The following is a 15,101-nucleotide window of genomic DNA, read 5'->3' on the forward strand; positions in this document are numbered from 1 at the left end:
TCCTGCCGGGGCCCTCGCCGGCCGCCGCTAAGGAGCGCTGTGGGGCCCGCCCACGCTACTCTGGCTCGCGGACGTTGACGTCGCGTACGGTTCAGTGCTCCCTTCCGGGCTGCCGGCTGAACGTCTCCTGCCGCCGCGAGTGGCGGGCGCCTGGCCGCGGGTGGCGGGCGCCTGGCCGCGGGTGGCGGGTGCCTGGCCGCGGCCCTGCCCTGGTACTCGTGTGCTCTCCGGGCCCCTTGAGGCCTTGTGAATGCCAGCGGATGGATCAGGGATGCGGAGGCCGTCCGCTGGTGGCGGCCCGGCTGGCCCGTCCCCGGCGGCTGGGGACGCTGCCTTGCGGGCGGCCCGCTTTCTTCCCGCCACCTCCACCACTCGGGCGAGGGACACCGCGCCGAAGACCAGAATCGCGCCCACCAGAAAAACGATGATCGCTGCCCGCAGGCGGTTTGAGTACAGCTCGGTGGCACGGTCCGGCTTCGAGACCATCAGCGGGGCGAAGTAATAAGTCTTGTCCGCCCCATTGATGCTCTGCATTTCCAGGAGATTGGATTCCAGTAGCTGGCCCAGGGCTTCGGTGGTCGCGACGGCCTGCTGTGCTGAGTCGCCAACGCCCCTGATGTCCACCACAAACCCGTTGCCCCCGAGGCCGCGGCTCACGGCGTATTCATTGCCGAGCCCTGCCGATTGCAGCTTGTCCCCCACGGCCAGAGAGTTGAGCCTGGTGATCAGCACATCGATGACCAGGGCAGGGTCTGCCGACCGCAGGTAGGGATTGTCCTTATTCACGAGTCCAAGTTCCGGTTTCTTTTGGATGTCTTCGCTCGTCGGGACGATCGGATTCACCACCGCGTAGCTCATGCTCGCCTCATACGACCTCGGACCGAACTGGTAAACATATCCCGCGGCCAGGAGCGTAAGCAGCACAACAGGAAGGACGAAGAACTTATGGTGCCACAACGTTTTGAGCACAGCCAGGGGATCCATTAGTTGTCTCCATTTCGCGCAGTTGGGCCGTTCTTGGGCAAACTATCCGGTGGCGCCGCGACGTCAACGACCGCCAGAACCTTTGTCTCGCGCTTGACGAGGATCCAGACGGCTCCGCCGAGGCCAACGAACAGCGGGTAGACAAGCGCAAAGACCGGAAATGAGAGGGAGTCGAACCCCAAAGAGCAGACACCCGCGACGAGTCCCGCCGCCGCGATGGCACCGGCCAGGCATTTCAGCGACTGGGTCCGGGCAACCCGGGCTGCCTGCACAGCGGCCAGACCCGGGAGCAACAGGTAGAGGACCACTGCGAGCAGTCCCACCAATCCGAGGGTTACCGCGGTATTCAGGTATTGATTGTCGAGAATGAATACAGCGTTTTGCGGCACGTAGTTTCCGGGTCCCGTCCCGAAGATGGGACGCTCCTCGAACATGGCGGCCACCAGGGGATAGTTATTGGTCCTGTTGCTGATCGAGGGGTCGGACTCACCGACGCTGACGCTCTCGCTGATCGTACTGACCAGACCAGGAACGGTCAGGAAGAGTCCCGCGAGCACCACCGGCAGAATCAGGCTCAGCCAGCGCCGGGCCCCCCTCGGCAGGAACGGCAGGAACGTCAACATTCCCACCGTCAGGCCAAGGACTCCTGAGCGCGACACCGTGGACGCCACAGCAAAGACCAGGAGCGCAGTGACTCCCCAATGGATCCATTTGCGGCCGACGGGATCGTAGAGCCCGCGCCAGATCGACAGCGGCAGCAGCATCGCCGTGACCACGGCGAGCTCAATGGAGTGAAAAGTACTGCCGGACACCCGCATCAGGGCGCCTCGCGCCTGGAACGGCGTATCACCGCCATTGTAGGTAAAGCCGGGCATGGCGGCCTGGATCCATTCCATCGGGTTCACCCGGAAGTAGAACTGGACCACGGCCACCAGGCAACAGAAGACGCCGCCCGCGAGCAGGGCCCTGACCAGCACCAATGCGTGGGTGACGGTTCGGATCTGTTCGGTGGTGACCAGGACGATCCCTGCGCTGGCTGCCAACAGGATCAGCCATCTGTCCGCCGAAGCCCGAACAACAGGGGTGCTGCCCCCGGTCCAGCCGGATACGAGCCCGATATAGGACAGGCACGACGCCAGGATCAGCGCGCCCAGGGCAAGCCGTCCCGGATGCCGGAAGCCCACGGGGTCATGCAGGCCGAGCAGGAAAGAGACCACCCACAGCACAAAGAGCCCGGCCGATAGCAACAGCGGCACGGTCCCGGCCGCCCCCAGCCCGCCCAAGACCATGCTTGAGGGAAAGAAAAACACGCCAAACGCGACCATTCGGAGGAGCAGCGGCGGGTGGCCCTTTGGCGCCGGGGATATCTCGAAGTCGGCCAGCGCGGAGGATTGGCGTGGTGACGCGCCGGATCTTTGCTCCGGGATTCGGACAGTACCGGCCATTCACTTCCCCAACCTACCTAGAGGACCGCCGGGTCACAACGCCAGTGCCCGTCTTTTCTGACACTAGCCCTTGGGCCGCGCCGGAAACAGTACTTTTCCGAAAACGTCTTTACCGATTCCGGCTGTGCCGGAGGCAGTAATTTAGTAGGATGGCGCACAGGCCCGCCCTGCCGGACCTTCCCCACGAAGACCTTCAAAGTTTGAAGGGGTTCCCATGGCATTCGGATATCTGGTCCCTGAGTTTCCGGGGCAGACCCACAGTTTCTTCTGGCGTGAAGTGGCCGCACTGCGGACCTTGGGAATGGAGCCGGAACTGATCTCCACCCGCCGCCCCAAAGGGGGGAGGGTGAGCCATGGCTGGGCCGGGGGCGCGGAAAATGAGACGTACTACCTCGTGCCACCCTCACCGGCAACCCTCGTCCTTGCCTCAGCAACCCTGCTAAGAGGACTGATGTCCGGCCGGGCGCCCGCCCTCCGGTGGTCGGTCAGGGAATACCGAGCTGGGCGTGCACCGGCGGTCGGACTGCGCCGGCAGGTCATGGGCGCACTCTACCTGGCCGCGCTTGTCCTTGCCGCTGCCGATCTGGTCCGGGTTTCCCGGAGCAGGGCCTGGACGCATATCCACGTCCACTCCTGCGCGGACGCCGCACAGATAGCACTCTTTGCCCACCGCCTCTCAGGCCTCCCCTACAGCCTGACGCTTCACGGTCCGCTGGCCGATTACGGGCCCAATCAAGCCGACAAGTGGCAAAATGCCGCTTTCGCCGTGGTCATCACCAAGGGGCTACTCCGGGACATTGGCCAGCAGCTCGGCGCGGCGCTTCCAGGCAGGGTTGAAATCGCGCCCATGGGGGTCGACACCACAAATTTCATCAGGCGGACCCCTTATGAACCCTGGACGGGCGCGGGACCCGCCAGGATATTCAGTTGCGGGCGGCTCAACCCCAGCAAAGGCCACAAAGACCTCGTCGCCGCGGTCCGATTGCTGGCGGACGCGGGAATAGACGCACGGCTCGTGGTTGCCGGCGAGGACGAAGTTGGCGGAACCGGATACCGGCTTGAGCTTGAGCGGTTCATCACCGAGTTGGACTTGGCTGGCAGGATCACGCTCCTCGGGGCCGTATCCGAAGAAGTCATCCGATCCGGACTTGAGGAGGCACACGTTTTTGCCCTCGCGAGCCATGCCGAGCCGCTGGGGGTAGCAATCATGGAGGCTATGTCATGGTCCGTCCCCGTGGTCGTTACCGGCGCTGGGGGCGTCCCGGAGTTGGTGCAGGACCAGCAGAGCGGCCTTCTGGTCGCCGCCAACGATGCCGTCCGGCTCTCGGCCGCCGTCGCCCTTGTGCTGAACTCCCCGGATCTGGCCAGCCGCCTGGGCGCTGCAGGTCGGCAGCGCGTGGCGGAGCGGTTTGACAGCACCCGCAGCGCCGCAATCCTGGCCCAACTCATCCGAGGGGTATAGCCCGTGAAAATTAGCCCAGAACGCTCCCACGCGGTCTTGACCGCCGCCTTTTGTCTGGCGATCGCGCTGCTCTTCAGCGGCAGTGGAGCGCCACCCGGGGAAGCTCTGGCGGCGAACGCCACGACACCCGCGGATGATGCTGCGGCCAATGGCCTCCGTGCAGTCGATGGCGGGGCTGGTTTCTACGGCGGATTCGAGAACCCACTGCCTGCCACCCCGGACTACTTCCCGCTTGGTGTCTGGCTGGAAAGCGTCCTGGAGCCGGGCGACATAGAAATGGACAAAAGCGTCGGGCTGAACACCTACGTGAACTTGACTGCGAACTCCGACACCGCCCTGCTGCAGCCCGGCGGTGTCCACGCTGTGACGAGCGAACCCTCGCCATGGAGCTCGGGCCTGGTCCTTGCCGACGAACCCGACATGTGGGCGGGGCCGGGGTCCTCCAAATGGACCGGAAAGTGGCCCGGGCAGGGGGAGGTCTGCAACCCCGCGGGAGTGCCCTGTGGCTATTCTGTGCAGCGGAAGCTCTCTGCAGCTATTGCCGACGGAACCATGACGTATGCCAACTACGGCAAGGGCGTCAGCTTCTGGGAGACCGATGAAGAAGCGTCGGTCTTCGTCAATGAATTCCAGGACGTGGTTTCGGTCGACAACTACTGGTTCACCGACCCCAACATCTGCGGCCAAGGGGAGGGTGGCGGAAGGCTGGGCGGGGGACGCAACCTGACGGACCTGGAATGCCGGCTGGGCGCCAATTATGGCTGGACAGTTGACCGGGTCCGATCCCTGGTCCGGCCGGCCGGCAGCAAACCGGTGTGGGCCTTTGTGGAACTAGGGCATCCGGCGGGCGAGGCCAAAGCCCCCACCATCACCGGCCCGCAAATCAGGGCCGCCGTCTGGAGCAGCCTGATCCACGGCGCACGGGGAATTGTCTATTTCAACCACAGCTTCGGCGGCCCGTGCCAATCCTTCCACATCCTCCGGGAATCATGCGGTGACGAGATAAGGCCCTGGGTGACCTCCGTCAACCAACAAATCACCGTCCTGGCACCGGTGCTCAACGCGCCGTTCCTGGACGGTGCCCTGACCCGGACTGCGGGCGTCGACACGGCCGTGAAAGTACTCGACGGCGACCTCTACATCTTCGCGGGCTCGGCGCAGGCACAGGCACAGCATGCTGAACTCACTCTGGGGTGCCTGCGTGGCGCGGATTTCACCGCCGCGGTGCTGGACGAGGACCGCACGGTGCACGTCAGCAACGGCACCATACGGGACACGTTCAAGGACGGCAACGCGGTCCACCTCTACCGAATCAACGGGGCCGCCGCTTCCTGCCTGCCCTAACGGCCGCAGGATTACAGGGTTACACCTTGAGCGACTACGCCGCGGTGCGGAAGAACAATTCCGTCACCCTCGCAAGCCGGTAAGGATCGTCCACGCCGCAGAGCTCCCGGGCCGAGTGCATCGAAAGCAGTGGCACACCGACGTCGACCGTCCGGATACCGAGTCGGGTGGCGGTCAACGGACCGATGGTGGAGCCGCAGGGCATCTCGTTGTTGGAGACGAACTCCTGGTACGGGATGCCGGCGTCCGCGCAGAGCCGCGACCAAAGAGCTGCGCCGGTTGCGTCCGTTGCGTAGCGCTGATTCGCGTTGATCTTCAGCAGCGGGCCGCCGTTCAGCGCCGGCCGGTTGGCCGGATCGTGCCGTTCAGCATAATTGGGGTGGACGGCGTGACCGGCGTCGGCGGAGACGCAAAATGACGCGGCGAAGGCCTGCCGCCGCTGGCTCGCAGAAGCCCCCAGACCGTCGGAAATGCGCACCAGGATGTCCTCAAGGAGGGGCCCGCTGGCACCGGAGCGGGAGGCGGAGCCGATCTCTTCATGGTCAAACGCGGCCAGCACGGCAATCGGCGACCCGGCCGGGAGTGACGCGGCGGCGTGGGCGATCAGGGCCGTGAGTCCGGCGTGGGTTGCGGACAGGTTATCCAGCCGGCCGGACGCGAAGAACTCGCCTTTCGCGCCGAACACTGCCGGGGCCTGGGTATCCGCAATGACAACGTCGTAGCCGCCGATCTGGGCAGCGTCCACGTCGGCACCGGCAACCCGGTCCGCGAGCAGGCCCAACAGGTCTTCCCCTGCCGGATCGCCGAGCCCATACACCGGGTTCATGTGTTGCTGCTTGTCCAGGGCCAGCCCCTCGTTGACGGCACGATCCAGGTGGATGGCCAACTGGGGGAAACGCAGCAGCGGCCCGGTGGCCGTGAGATGCTGGCTGCCGTCACGCAGCACGAGGCGCCCTGCGAGCTGCAATTCGCGGTCCAGCCAGGAGTTGAGCAGCGGACCGCCGTAGACCTCGACGCCGGCCTGCAGCCAACCGAACTTGCCCGTCGTGGGTTTGGGCTTGAGCTTAAACGAGGGGGAGTCGGTATGGGCGCCCAGAATGTTAAAGGCCGTGGTGGGATGGGCTGTCCCGGGCACCACCCAGGCGATGATGGCTCCGTCGCGGATCACGTAGAACTTCCCTGCGCCGGCGGGCATCTGCCAGGGCTCCCGCTCGTCAAGGGCCGTGAATCCTGCTCCGTTCAGCCGGCGGGCGGCTTCGTGGACGGCATGGAAGCTCGACGGCGACGCGGTGACGTACGCACCAAGGTCCTGGATGTGGGCTGCGGCGTTGGGCTGTGAAGGCATGGCTCCGATTCTAATGCCGTGGTCCTGGCGCTGCCGGTAGACGGCGACGTTCAGGCCGGCCGCGTAGCCGCCGGACACTGACCCGGTCATGGTGGCCAGTTGGTAAATGCCGCCGGCGTCGCCGAGACATTGTCCCGTCTCAGCGTGCTCCGCGGGAAGTTCCGGGCGCCGGTTCCCCGGCCGGTGGGCATGCCCTCCCGTGGCGAGGCCCGGTGTACATATGTCCATCATGTCCACCCGTGAGCGGCAGAGCTGGACATGTCCCGCGGTGCTGGCCCGCGGGACACATCCAGCCCACGGACCAGCACCAGGCAGGGGCTTTCGGTGCTACGAGGCGGGGCGCGACCCTGCAGCGGCGTCTTCGAGGGGTACCTCAGACGCTCCCATCTTGACCTCGTCGGCCGCGGGAGCTGCAGGCTTCCCGCCGTTTTTGCGGTAGCGCCACACGCCGATACCAACAACAACCGCGGCAAGGGCCAGGGAAAGCAGCAGCGATTCGCGGGTGGACTCCAGGACCACCATGCCGATCAGCAACGCAACAATGCTGATGATTGCCACCCAGGTCAAATAGGGGAAGAGCCACATCTTGAGCTGCAGGTCCTTGGCCGCAGCGCCCATCCTGCGGCGCAGGATCAGCTGCGAGCCGGCGATCACGAGCCACACAAACAAGGCGATGGCACCTGAGGTGTTAACCAGGAACAAAAAGACCGTATCCGGGGCGACGTAGTTCAGGCCAACAGTGACAAAGCCGACCACTGTGGAGGCCAGGACTGCCGCGGCGGGTACGCCGCGCCTGGAGATCCGCATCCAGGACCGCGGGGCATCGCCGCGGCGGGAGAGGGAGAACAGCATCCGGCTGGCGGTGTACAGGCCGGAGTTGAGGCAGGAAAGCACGGAGGTCAGCACCACGATGTCCATAATGGTGCCGGCGCCGGGGATTCCGAAGAGCTCGATGACGGCAACATACGGGCTCTTGGCCACGGAGGCGGAATTCCAGGGCAGCAGCGTAACCACCACCGCAATGGATCCGATGTAGAAAACGAGAATGCGCCAGACGGTCGATTTCACGGCCTTTTTGACGGCGTCGACAGGGTTTTCGGATTCGCCGGCAGCGATCGTGGCGATTTCAGCACCGAAAAAGGAGAATACGACCACAAGGATGCCTGCCAGCACGGCACCCGGTCCGTTGGGCATAAAGCCGCCGTTTTCGAGCAGGTTGCTCACGCCGGGAGCCGGCACGCCCGGTATAAGGCCCAGGATGGCGGCGATGCCGAATATCAGGAACAGCACAATCGCCGCGACCTTGATGGAGGCGAACCAGAATTCGAATTCACCAAAGGACTTCACCGAGCCCAGGTTGGTCAAGGTCAGGAGCACCATCAGCAGCAGCGCCCAGACCCACTGGTCGATCCCCGGCACCCAGCGGTGCATGATGGCCGCGCCGGCCGTGGCTTCAATGCCCAGGACGATGATCCAGAACCAGGCGTAGAGCCAGCCGATGCTGAACCCGGCCCAGCGACCCAGGGCTTTGTCCGCGTAGGTCGAGAACGAACCAGTTTCCGGGTTGGCAGCGGCCATCTCGCCCAACATCCGCATGACCAGAATAACAACGAGCCCTGCCGCTGTGTAGGCGACCAGGATCCCGGGCCCCGCCTGCTGGATTGCCGCACCGGAGCCGACAAACAGGCCTGCGCCGATCACTCCGGCGATGGCAATCATGGACAAGTGCCTGGGTTTCAGGGACTTGGAGAGCTGCTGGTCAGCCTGCATAAGGCGCCGTCCTTCGGGAATTGTGCGGGTCCGCGGTGGCAAGTAACTATTTGTGTGGCGGACCACATTGACGTTTCACCCTAAACCGGACTCAGGACCGCCTGTCCTGTGCAATCCCACAAATGACGGGTGGGCAGGCGGGGCACTACCCCAACACCAAGGCCTAGAAGGCAATGAAAGTTGCCCCCTAGGCAATTCACCCGTGTGTCTGAAACCACTGCTTCAAGCAAACAGGCCTCCGCCGGCCGCTCACCGCGGGCTCAGTAGTCGGGGTTGCTGGGCACCACCAGGCCGGTCTCGTAGGCGTACACCACGGCCTGGACCCGGTCGCGCAGGTGCAGTTTGGTCAGGATCCGGCCCACGTGTGTTTTGACGGTGGCTTCGGAGAGGAAATACCGGTGCGCAATCTCGGCATTGGAGAGTCCCTCGGCCATCGCCCCGAGCATCTCGTTTTCGCGCGGGGTTAGGTCCTCCAGCAGCGGATCCTTGACCGGACGGGCCCCGGCCGCGGATCCCGCACCGGGTGTGCCCGGGCCCACCCCGCTGCCTGCAGCACCGCCGCCCGTGCCGGCACCGCCGCTGCGGACATACGTTTCCAGCAACCGCCGGGTGATGCGCGGCGCCACCACGGCGTCACCACTTGCCACCACCCGGACGGCGCTGATCAGTTCAGCGGGAGCGACGTCTTTAAGCAGGAAGGCCGAAGCGCCGGCCTGGAGGCCGGCGAAAGCGTATTCGTCGAGGTCGAAAGTGGTGAGGATGATGATCTTCGAGTGGATTCCGGACGCGGTGATGGCCCGGGTGGCCTCGATTCCGTCCAACACCGGCATCCTCACGTCCATCAGCACGACGTCGGGCTGAAGGTCACGGACCTGACGGATTGCTTCGGCTCCGTCGGACGCCTCGCCCGCAATTCCCAGATCGGCTTCGCCCTCCAGGATCAGCCGGAATCCCATCCGCAGGAGCGGCTGGTCATCCACCAGAAGGATGCGGATCGGTGCAGTCTCGCCCATCGGTTCCCCTTGACTCATATGCACTTACTTTCCGTTGTCGCCGTTCAAGTGCAGGACGGCCCGCACTCGCCAACCGTATTCTCCGCTTCGTCCCGCCTCCACGGTGCCCGCATAGAATCTGGCCCGCTCCAGCATTCCGGCCAGGCCCTGGCCGGTGCCCACAGTTCCGGGGGAGTCCAGGATCCCCCGGGCCGCAGCCGAACCGCCGGCGTCCAGGCTGCCCTTGCCATCGTCCACAACTTCGATGGTGACGGTGGAGCCGTCCCGGGCAATCACCACGTCCACCCGGCCCAGCGACCGGCCGTAGCGGAGCACGTTCGTCAGCGATTCCTGCACGATCCGGTAGACCGTTAGCTGGAACGCGGTGTCCAGGGGCAGCGCGGGACCGGTGTGGGTGTAGTGCAGCGGGAGTCCGGCGGTCCGGAATCCCGCCAGCAATTTGCCCAGGTTGTCACCTGTCACGAGAGGTTCGCGCGGAGCCTGCCCGGTGGCCGACTCGTCACGCAGCACGCCGAGGACGCGCCGCATGTCCGCCAGGGCGGTGCGCCCGGTGCTGGAGAGTTCCCCGAGGACATCGACCGCCCGCACCGGGTCTTTTTTGATAACCACGGCTGCGCCGTCCGAAAGGCTGATCATGACCGTGAGCGCATGCGCCACGACGTCGTGCATTTCCCGGGCGATACGGTTGCGTTCGGCGGCCGATCCGAGCCGTGCGGCCCGGACGGCCCAGGCGGCAATCTCCTGTTCGTGCTCGCGCCGCTGCCGGACGGATATTCCGATCCCGGTAGCAATAACGTTGGAGAGTGTGATGCTGACGCCGGAGGCGATGCTGCTAATCAGCTGGAAGTTCTCCGGCGTGTTCACACCCGTGTCCGGCAACCTGCCGTCCAGCGGCCCAACCGCCAGCAGGACGTAGGGGATCACCAGCGGCGCAGTAGCCGACATAAGGGATAACAGGGCAAACCGCCGGCTGCGCGCCACCGCCACGGAGTAGAGCGCAAACCACAGTCCGGCGGAGACGTTCGAACCCCAAGGATGCAGCAATGTCACACCCAGGTCGAGCGCGGCAACGAGGGCCAAGACCGCCACCGGCCGGCTTCGCCGGAAGAAGAGCGCCCCTGCGCCCGCCGCGAGCAGTCCCACAACCGGCCACACGCCGTCGTGCGCTGACTCGACGCCCGCTGGAATGACCAGTCCAAGGTAGCAAAGCACCACAGCGGTATCCATCACCCGCGGATGCTGAAACAGGTAGCGCCGGAACCGCCCCCGGCGGCGGTCGGTGATTTCGGCGAAGGACGCGTCAGCCGGGCCGGCTGGCGCGTCCTTCACAGGAACTGCATCGATCATGTTCTGAGCCTAGACGCTGGGCCGGCGGAGGCTAGACGTCCCGCCGTTTCAGCACCACGGCGGCCAGGACCACTGGGATGACGACCCAGGCGCCCAGGACCAAGACAGCCTGCCAGGCTTCCAGCGTGTCCGGGACGTGCTGCACGGCTATCATCGGGTCGATCGTGTTGCCGGGGAGGTACTTGCGGGCTTCGACGAAGAAATCGCCGGGGATCAGCTGGAAGGCGATCGGAGCCACAAAGAACAGCCCGACCAGGCTCATAATGCCCCCGGCCGAGTTGCGGACCAGCGAGCCCAGTGCCATGCCGATAGCGGCGACCGCGGCGATGTAGGCGCTGTTGACGAGCATCATCTTCACCGACTGCGAACTGGCGAGGTCCAACTTAAGGTTGTAGTTGCCAAGGATCGGCAGCGACACAAGGCCGGCCAGATACACGGAAGCCGCCGTGAGCACAAACGCCGTCACCATAACAACAAGCAGTTTCGCGGCATAGGCCGGGATCCGCTTGGGGACGGCGGCGAAGGTGGAGCGGGCCATACCCGTGGTGAATTCGGAGCTCATCAGCAGCACACCCAGCGAGCCCAGGATCAGCTGGGCGAATGCGATGCCGGATGTGGGGACGCCGACGGCGAGATCTCCGCCCTGCGCGGCAAATGCCGCTGCCGCTTGCGGGTCCCGGGAGGCCGCCTCAGAGAACTGTCCCGTTCCCCACGCGGACAGGGCACCGAAGCCAACCATCACCAGGACGGTGGAAGCAAGCAGGATCAGGGTGGAGAGGAGGGTGCGGAATTTGATGAATTCGGAATTCAGGACCCGGAAGAAGCTCGGTCCCGGGCCGGTGCTGGACTTCTGGCCGGCCGCAACGCCACCGGCGCCTGCATGCGCGCCGCGGCGGGAGGGTTCGAGGGTTGTTGAGCTCATGGCTTAGTTGCCTCCGGTCTGGACGGGGGCCGCAGCGCCCGCGGTGATCAGCGAGTGGTATTCGACCTCATCCTTGGTCAATTCCATGTATGCCTCCTCGAGGCTGGCCCGAAGCGGGGTGAGTTCGTAGATCAGGACGTGGCTGTCGAGGGCAGCGCGCGCGATCCCGCGGGGATCCAGGCCTGAGACCTCGAGGAGTTCGTTGTCCTGCAGTTCCACGGAGACGCCGTCAGAGGCCAACAGCTGCATCAGCTGGTCCGGCCTGTCCGTGCGCACACGCGTGCGGACCTGGCCCTTGCCGGTGATGATGTCCTGGATCGGCGCGTCGGCGATGATCCGGCCGCGGCCGATCACTATCAGGTGGTCGGCGGTAACTGCCATTTCGCTCATCAGGTGGCTGGAGAGGAAGACCGTGCGCCCCTCGGATGCGAGGTACTTAACGAGGTTGCGGACCCAGACAACGCCTTCCGGGTCCAGTCCGTTGACGGGCTCGTCCAAGATGATGGTCTGCGGGTCGCCGAGAAGTGCCGCGGCAATCCCGAGCCGCTGTCCCATGCCAAGCGAGAAGCCGCCGACCTTTTTCTTGGCAACGTCCGCCAGCCCCGTCATCTCGATCACGTCGTGGACGCGCTTTTTGGGGATGCTGTGCGTGGCGGCCATGGCCAGGAGGTGGTTGTAGGCGGAGCGGCTGGTGTGGACTGCCTTGGCGTCGAGCAGCGCCCCAACGTCGCGCAGCGGTGCAGCGTGGCGCGCCAACGGGGTGCCGTTGACGGTGACGGTGCCCGACGTCGGACGGTCCAGTCCCATGATCATGCGCATGGTAGTGGACTTGCCGGCGCCGTTAGGGCCAAGGAATCCGGTGACCCTGCCGGCTTCAATAGTGAAGTTGACTCCGGCGACGGCGGTTTTATCGCCGTACACCTTCGTCAGGCCTCGTGCTTCGATCATGGAAGCGGTCCTTTGCGTAGGAGTGGTTGGTGTACCCACCACGCTACCGAGGCCAACCGCCGGTTTCACCGGTCTCAGGGATGATTCCGGGTCCACCCAGGGTAGTCCGGGAGGATGACCCTGAGTCGACCCGACGCCGGTCAGCGGCCCAGCAACTCCCGGAAAACCGGCGCCAGGGCTTCCGCCGACAAATCATGTCCTTGGCCGGCGATGTTGCGCCAGACGCCGCCGGGAATCATGGCGGCTACGGCCTTCGCAGCCTCGGCCAGTCCGGGGAAAGTTGCGTCGCCGCTCAGGACATAGCTGGGGATCGAGACCCGGGACAGTGCCTCTACGCTCACGTACGGGTCGCCGCAGATGGCCTGATCGTAAGCCAGCGTCTGGGCGATGGCCTCCATTCCCGGCCAGAAGGGTGCCTTGCGCTGGCCGTGCAGAGCCGCTGGCGGGATCCCCACGACGACAGTCTGGAAATATTCGACGGCGTCACCGGGCCTTCCCCCGGCCACCAGCTCTTCTATCCGCCGGACATGTTCAACGGTGGAGGCCGGAGTACCGCCGGCCATAAAGAGCGGAGGCTCATAAAGCACAATTGTCTGGAAGTCGAGGCCGTCCACGGCAGCCCGAAGGGCCAGGATGGCGCCGGATGAGTACCCAAAGACGTGGCCGCGGCCGCCGTAGAGCCCCAACAGCGCCTCAAGGTCTTCCACTTCACGGCGGATGTCGTAGGGCCGGGTGTCCCCGCTGGTGCCCCTGCCCCGCCGGTCGTAGCTGATGCAGGTAAAACTGTCCCTGAGCGCCGCCGCCAGAGGCGCCGCGGTCATCCGGTCATTCGAGGCGCCGGTGACGAAAATCAGCGGCTCGCCGGCCCCGGCGGTCTCAAAGCCAATGCTGGTGCCGTCTGCGGATTGGACGGAGGACTGCTGCACTGGCTGCATGGCTTATCCCTTCAGGCCGGTCAGGACTCACTCACAGACTACGCCGGTCCATGCCGGGCGGGCCGGTAAATGCGTCAGCGTTCAGTCAGCGGGGAGTAGTACGTCAGGGCGGCCGGCCGCACCGAGAACTCGACGGTCCGGACCGCCGGCATAACCTCGCCGTCGACCGCTAGGACCATTGTCGAATCCAACGGTTCCACCCGGATCCGGGTGGCTTCGGACAGGTGCGTAATGCGCGAGGTGGCGACCGTCCCGGTCAAAACAGCCCACAGCAGCCGCAACCGGGCAAACGATTCGTCGGCCGTGATCATCCTGAGGTCGAAGACGCCGTCGTCAAGGACCGGACGAACCAGCGGGGCATGGTCGCGGGGATAATAACGTCCGCGGCCGATATACAGGATCCAGACTTTGTGCCGTACGCCGTCGACGACCAGGCTGGTGGGGGTCCCGGCCGCGAAGGTCCGGAACATCGCGACGATGCCGGCCAAGGGTTTGCCAAGCGCCGGCTGCAACAGCTCACGCCGGCGAACCAGGTTCGGGTAGAGGCCTATACTCGCCGTGTTGAGCATCGTCACGTGCACCTGCTCGGGGTTACCGGGAAGCCCCCGTTCCACTGCCACCAAGCCCAGGTCCGCCCGGGCCGCTTCCCCCCGGGTCGCGGCTTCCACCGCCTCGGAGAGGGTTGGAATGCCCGCGTCGCGCGCGAAATGGTTCAGGGTTCCGCCCGGCAGGACCAGCAGCGGCAGGGAATGCTCGACGGCGGCAGCCGCCGCCGTTCCGACGGTTCCGTCACCGCCCCAGACGCCCAGGGCCACAACACCGGGCTGGCCAACGACCCGCGCAATCTCCTCCGCCAGGTCCTCGTCTTGGGAAACTTCCTTTATATGCGCCTTGGGGAATATTTCGTGCAGGGCCGCCGCGGTTTCCGCCGCGTAGGAGCCGCCCAGCGTGTTCACAGCTATACCCAGGCCTGCACCCTCCGGAAGCTTGGCGACTGTCGCTGCGCTCCGGCGGATGGCCGGGAAGGGCGGCCGGACAGGCCACCATTTCCGGGCGACCAGGGCGGCCCCGGCCCCGATCGCCGAGCCGAAAAACACATCAGAGGGCCAGTGCGCGCCGGTATGAACACGGGAGTAGGCGACGCCCGCGGCAAGCGGCGCGAGCGCGGCTCCGAGGGGCGGCCGGACCATACCGACGCCAAGGGCGAACGCGACGGCAGAGGCCGAGTGGCCCGAGGGCATGGACGAGCTCTTGGGTTGGGGGTGGACAAACCTGAAGGCCGGAAGGTGCTCCGGCAGCGGACGTGCCCTCGGCAGCAGCGTCTTGAATCCGAGGTTCGTGACTGCGGAGGCAACGGCCTGCGCCAGCACCCCGTGGACGGCAGCACGACGGGTCCGCCCCGGAAACAGTGCCATCACGGCGGCGATGCCTATCCACAACCTGCCGTTATTCGCTGCCGCGGAAAGCCGCCGGAAGAACTCGTCGTAATTTCCCCCGGGGAGGCCGGCCACCGCACGGACAATTCGGCGGTCCACTCTTCCCACGCGCCCCGGCGCCTTCCTCAGCATGCTTCGCATCCGACCACC

General features: G+C 65.5%; 12 protein-coding genes. 2 read left to right on the forward strand and 10 right to left on the reverse strand.

What is annotated here, in order from left to right:
- Positions 1 to 27 precede the first annotated feature (27 nt).
- Together QI450_RS16215 and QI450_RS16220 are read right to left on the reverse strand one after the other, a co-directional pair.
- A complete protein-coding gene (locus tag QI450_RS16215) occupies positions 28 to 984 on the reverse strand; it encodes a hypothetical protein (protein WP_226775598.1) in 957 nt (318 codons plus the stop codon).
- A complete protein-coding gene (locus QI450_RS16220) occupies positions 984 to 2,429 on the reverse strand; it encodes an O-antigen ligase family protein (RefSeq protein ID WP_226775597.1) in 1,446 nt (481 codons plus the stop codon). The genes QI450_RS16215 and QI450_RS16220 overlap by 1 nt, the downstream gene beginning before the upstream one ends.
- A gap of 214 nt (positions 2,430 to 2,643) precedes the next feature.
- On the opposite strand from QI450_RS16220, the gene epsE reads away from it, so the two are divergent.
- Positions 2,644 to 3,891 (forward strand): exopolysaccharide biosynthesis GT4 family glycosyltransferase EpsE, encoded by a 1,248-nt coding sequence (gene epsE / locus QI450_RS16225; RefSeq protein ID WP_226775596.1) that lies wholly within the window; start codon positions 2,644 to 2,646, stop codon positions 3,889 to 3,891.
- 3 nt (positions 3,892 to 3,894) lie between these two features.
- Positions 3,895 to 5,235, forward strand: a complete 1,341-nt coding sequence (locus QI450_RS16230; RefSeq protein ID WP_226775595.1) for a hypothetical protein — start codon at positions 3,895 to 3,897, stop codon at positions 5,233 to 5,235.
- A 34-nt stretch (positions 5,236 to 5,269) separates the two neighbouring features.
- Here QI450_RS16230 and QI450_RS16235 read toward each other — a convergent pair whose 3' ends face one another.
- The 8 genes from QI450_RS16235 to QI450_RS16270 all read right to left on the reverse strand — a co-directional run bounded on the left by QI450_RS16235 (position 5,270) and on the right by QI450_RS16270 (position 15,092).
- Positions 5,270 to 6,580, reverse strand: coding sequence for a M18 family aminopeptidase (locus tag QI450_RS16235; RefSeq protein ID WP_226775672.1), 1,311 nt, complete (start codon positions 6,578 to 6,580; stop codon positions 5,270 to 5,272).
- Positions 6,581 to 6,907: 327 nt separating this feature from the next.
- Positions 6,908 to 8,350 (reverse strand): amino acid permease, encoded by a 1,443-nt coding sequence (locus QI450_RS16240; RefSeq protein WP_226775594.1) that lies wholly within the window; start codon positions 8,348 to 8,350, stop codon positions 6,908 to 6,910.
- Positions 8,351 to 8,610: 260 nt separating this feature from the next.
- Positions 8,611 to 9,363, reverse strand: coding sequence for a response regulator transcription factor (locus QI450_RS16245; protein WP_226775593.1), 753 nt, complete (start codon positions 9,361 to 9,363; stop codon positions 8,611 to 8,613).
- Positions 9,364 to 9,387: 24 nt separating this feature from the next.
- Entirely contained in the window at positions 9,388 to 10,710 is a 1,323-nt protein-coding gene (locus QI450_RS16250) for a histidine kinase (protein ID WP_226775592.1), read from the reverse strand.
- Positions 10,711 to 10,741: 31 nt separating this feature from the next.
- Positions 10,742 to 11,632 carry an ABC transporter permease gene (locus tag QI450_RS16255; RefSeq protein ID WP_226775591.1) on the reverse strand — a complete coding sequence of 297 codons (891 nt, stop codon included), beginning with the start codon at positions 11,630 to 11,632 and terminating at the stop codon, positions 10,742 to 10,744.
- A gap of 3 nt (positions 11,633 to 11,635) precedes the next feature.
- Entirely contained in the window at positions 11,636 to 12,580 is a 945-nt protein-coding gene (locus QI450_RS16260) for an ATP-binding cassette domain-containing protein (protein WP_226775590.1), read from the reverse strand.
- 140 nt (positions 12,581 to 12,720) lie between these two features.
- Positions 12,721 to 13,515: an alpha/beta hydrolase gene (locus QI450_RS16265; RefSeq protein WP_226775589.1), complete on the reverse strand. Its 795-nt coding sequence runs from the start codon at positions 13,513 to 13,515 to the stop codon at positions 12,721 to 12,723.
- Positions 13,516 to 13,589: 74 nt separating this feature from the next.
- Positions 13,590 to 15,092 carry a bifunctional phosphatase PAP2/diacylglycerol kinase family protein gene (locus QI450_RS16270; RefSeq protein WP_226775588.1) on the reverse strand — a complete coding sequence of 501 codons (1,503 nt, stop codon included), beginning with the start codon at positions 15,090 to 15,092 and terminating at the stop codon, positions 13,590 to 13,592.
- Between the last annotated feature and the right edge of the window lie 9 nt (positions 15,093 to 15,101).

This window comes from Arthrobacter sp. EM1 (assembly GCF_029964055.1).
GTDB lineage: Bacteria > Actinomycetota > Actinomycetes > Actinomycetales > Micrococcaceae > Arthrobacter.

Excerpts from the sequence above, each read along its gene's own strand:
- QI450_RS16215 (WP_226775598.1), bottom strand. The coding sequence starts at position 984 with ATGGATCCCCTGGCTGTGCTCAAAACGTTGTGGCACCATAAGTTCTTC.
- QI450_RS16220 (WP_226775597.1), bottom strand. The coding sequence starts at position 2,429 with ATGGCCGGTACTGTCCGAATCCCGGAGCAAAGATCCGGCGCGTCACCA.
- epsE (WP_226775596.1), top strand. The coding sequence starts at position 2,644 with ATGGCATTCGGATATCTGGTCCCTGAGTTTCCGGGGCAGACCCACAGT.
- QI450_RS16235 (WP_226775672.1), bottom strand. The coding sequence starts at position 6,580 with ATGCCTTCACAGCCCAACGCCGCAGCCCACATCCAGGACCTTGGTGCG.
- QI450_RS16240 (WP_226775594.1), bottom strand. The coding sequence starts at position 8,350 with ATGCAGGCTGACCAGCAGCTCTCCAAGTCCCTGAAACCCAGGCACTTG.
- QI450_RS16245 (WP_226775593.1), bottom strand. The coding sequence starts at position 9,363 with ATGGGCGAGACTGCACCGATCCGCATCCTTCTGGTGGATGACCAGCCG.
- QI450_RS16250 (WP_226775592.1), bottom strand. The coding sequence starts at position 10,710 with ATGATCGATGCAGTTCCTGTGAAGGACGCGCCAGCCGGCCCGGCTGAC.
- QI450_RS16255 (WP_226775591.1), bottom strand. The coding sequence starts at position 11,632 with ATGAGCTCAACAACCCTCGAACCCTCCCGCCGCGGCGCGCATGCAGGC.
- QI450_RS16260 (WP_226775590.1), bottom strand. The coding sequence starts at position 12,580 with ATGATCGAAGCACGAGGCCTGACGAAGGTGTACGGCGATAAAACCGCC.
- QI450_RS16265 (WP_226775589.1), bottom strand. The coding sequence starts at position 13,515 with ATGCAGCCAGTGCAGCAGTCCTCCGTCCAATCCGCAGACGGCACCAGC.
- QI450_RS16270 (WP_226775588.1), bottom strand. The coding sequence starts at position 15,092 with ATGCGAAGCATGCTGAGGAAGGCGCCGGGGCGCGTGGGAAGAGTGGAC.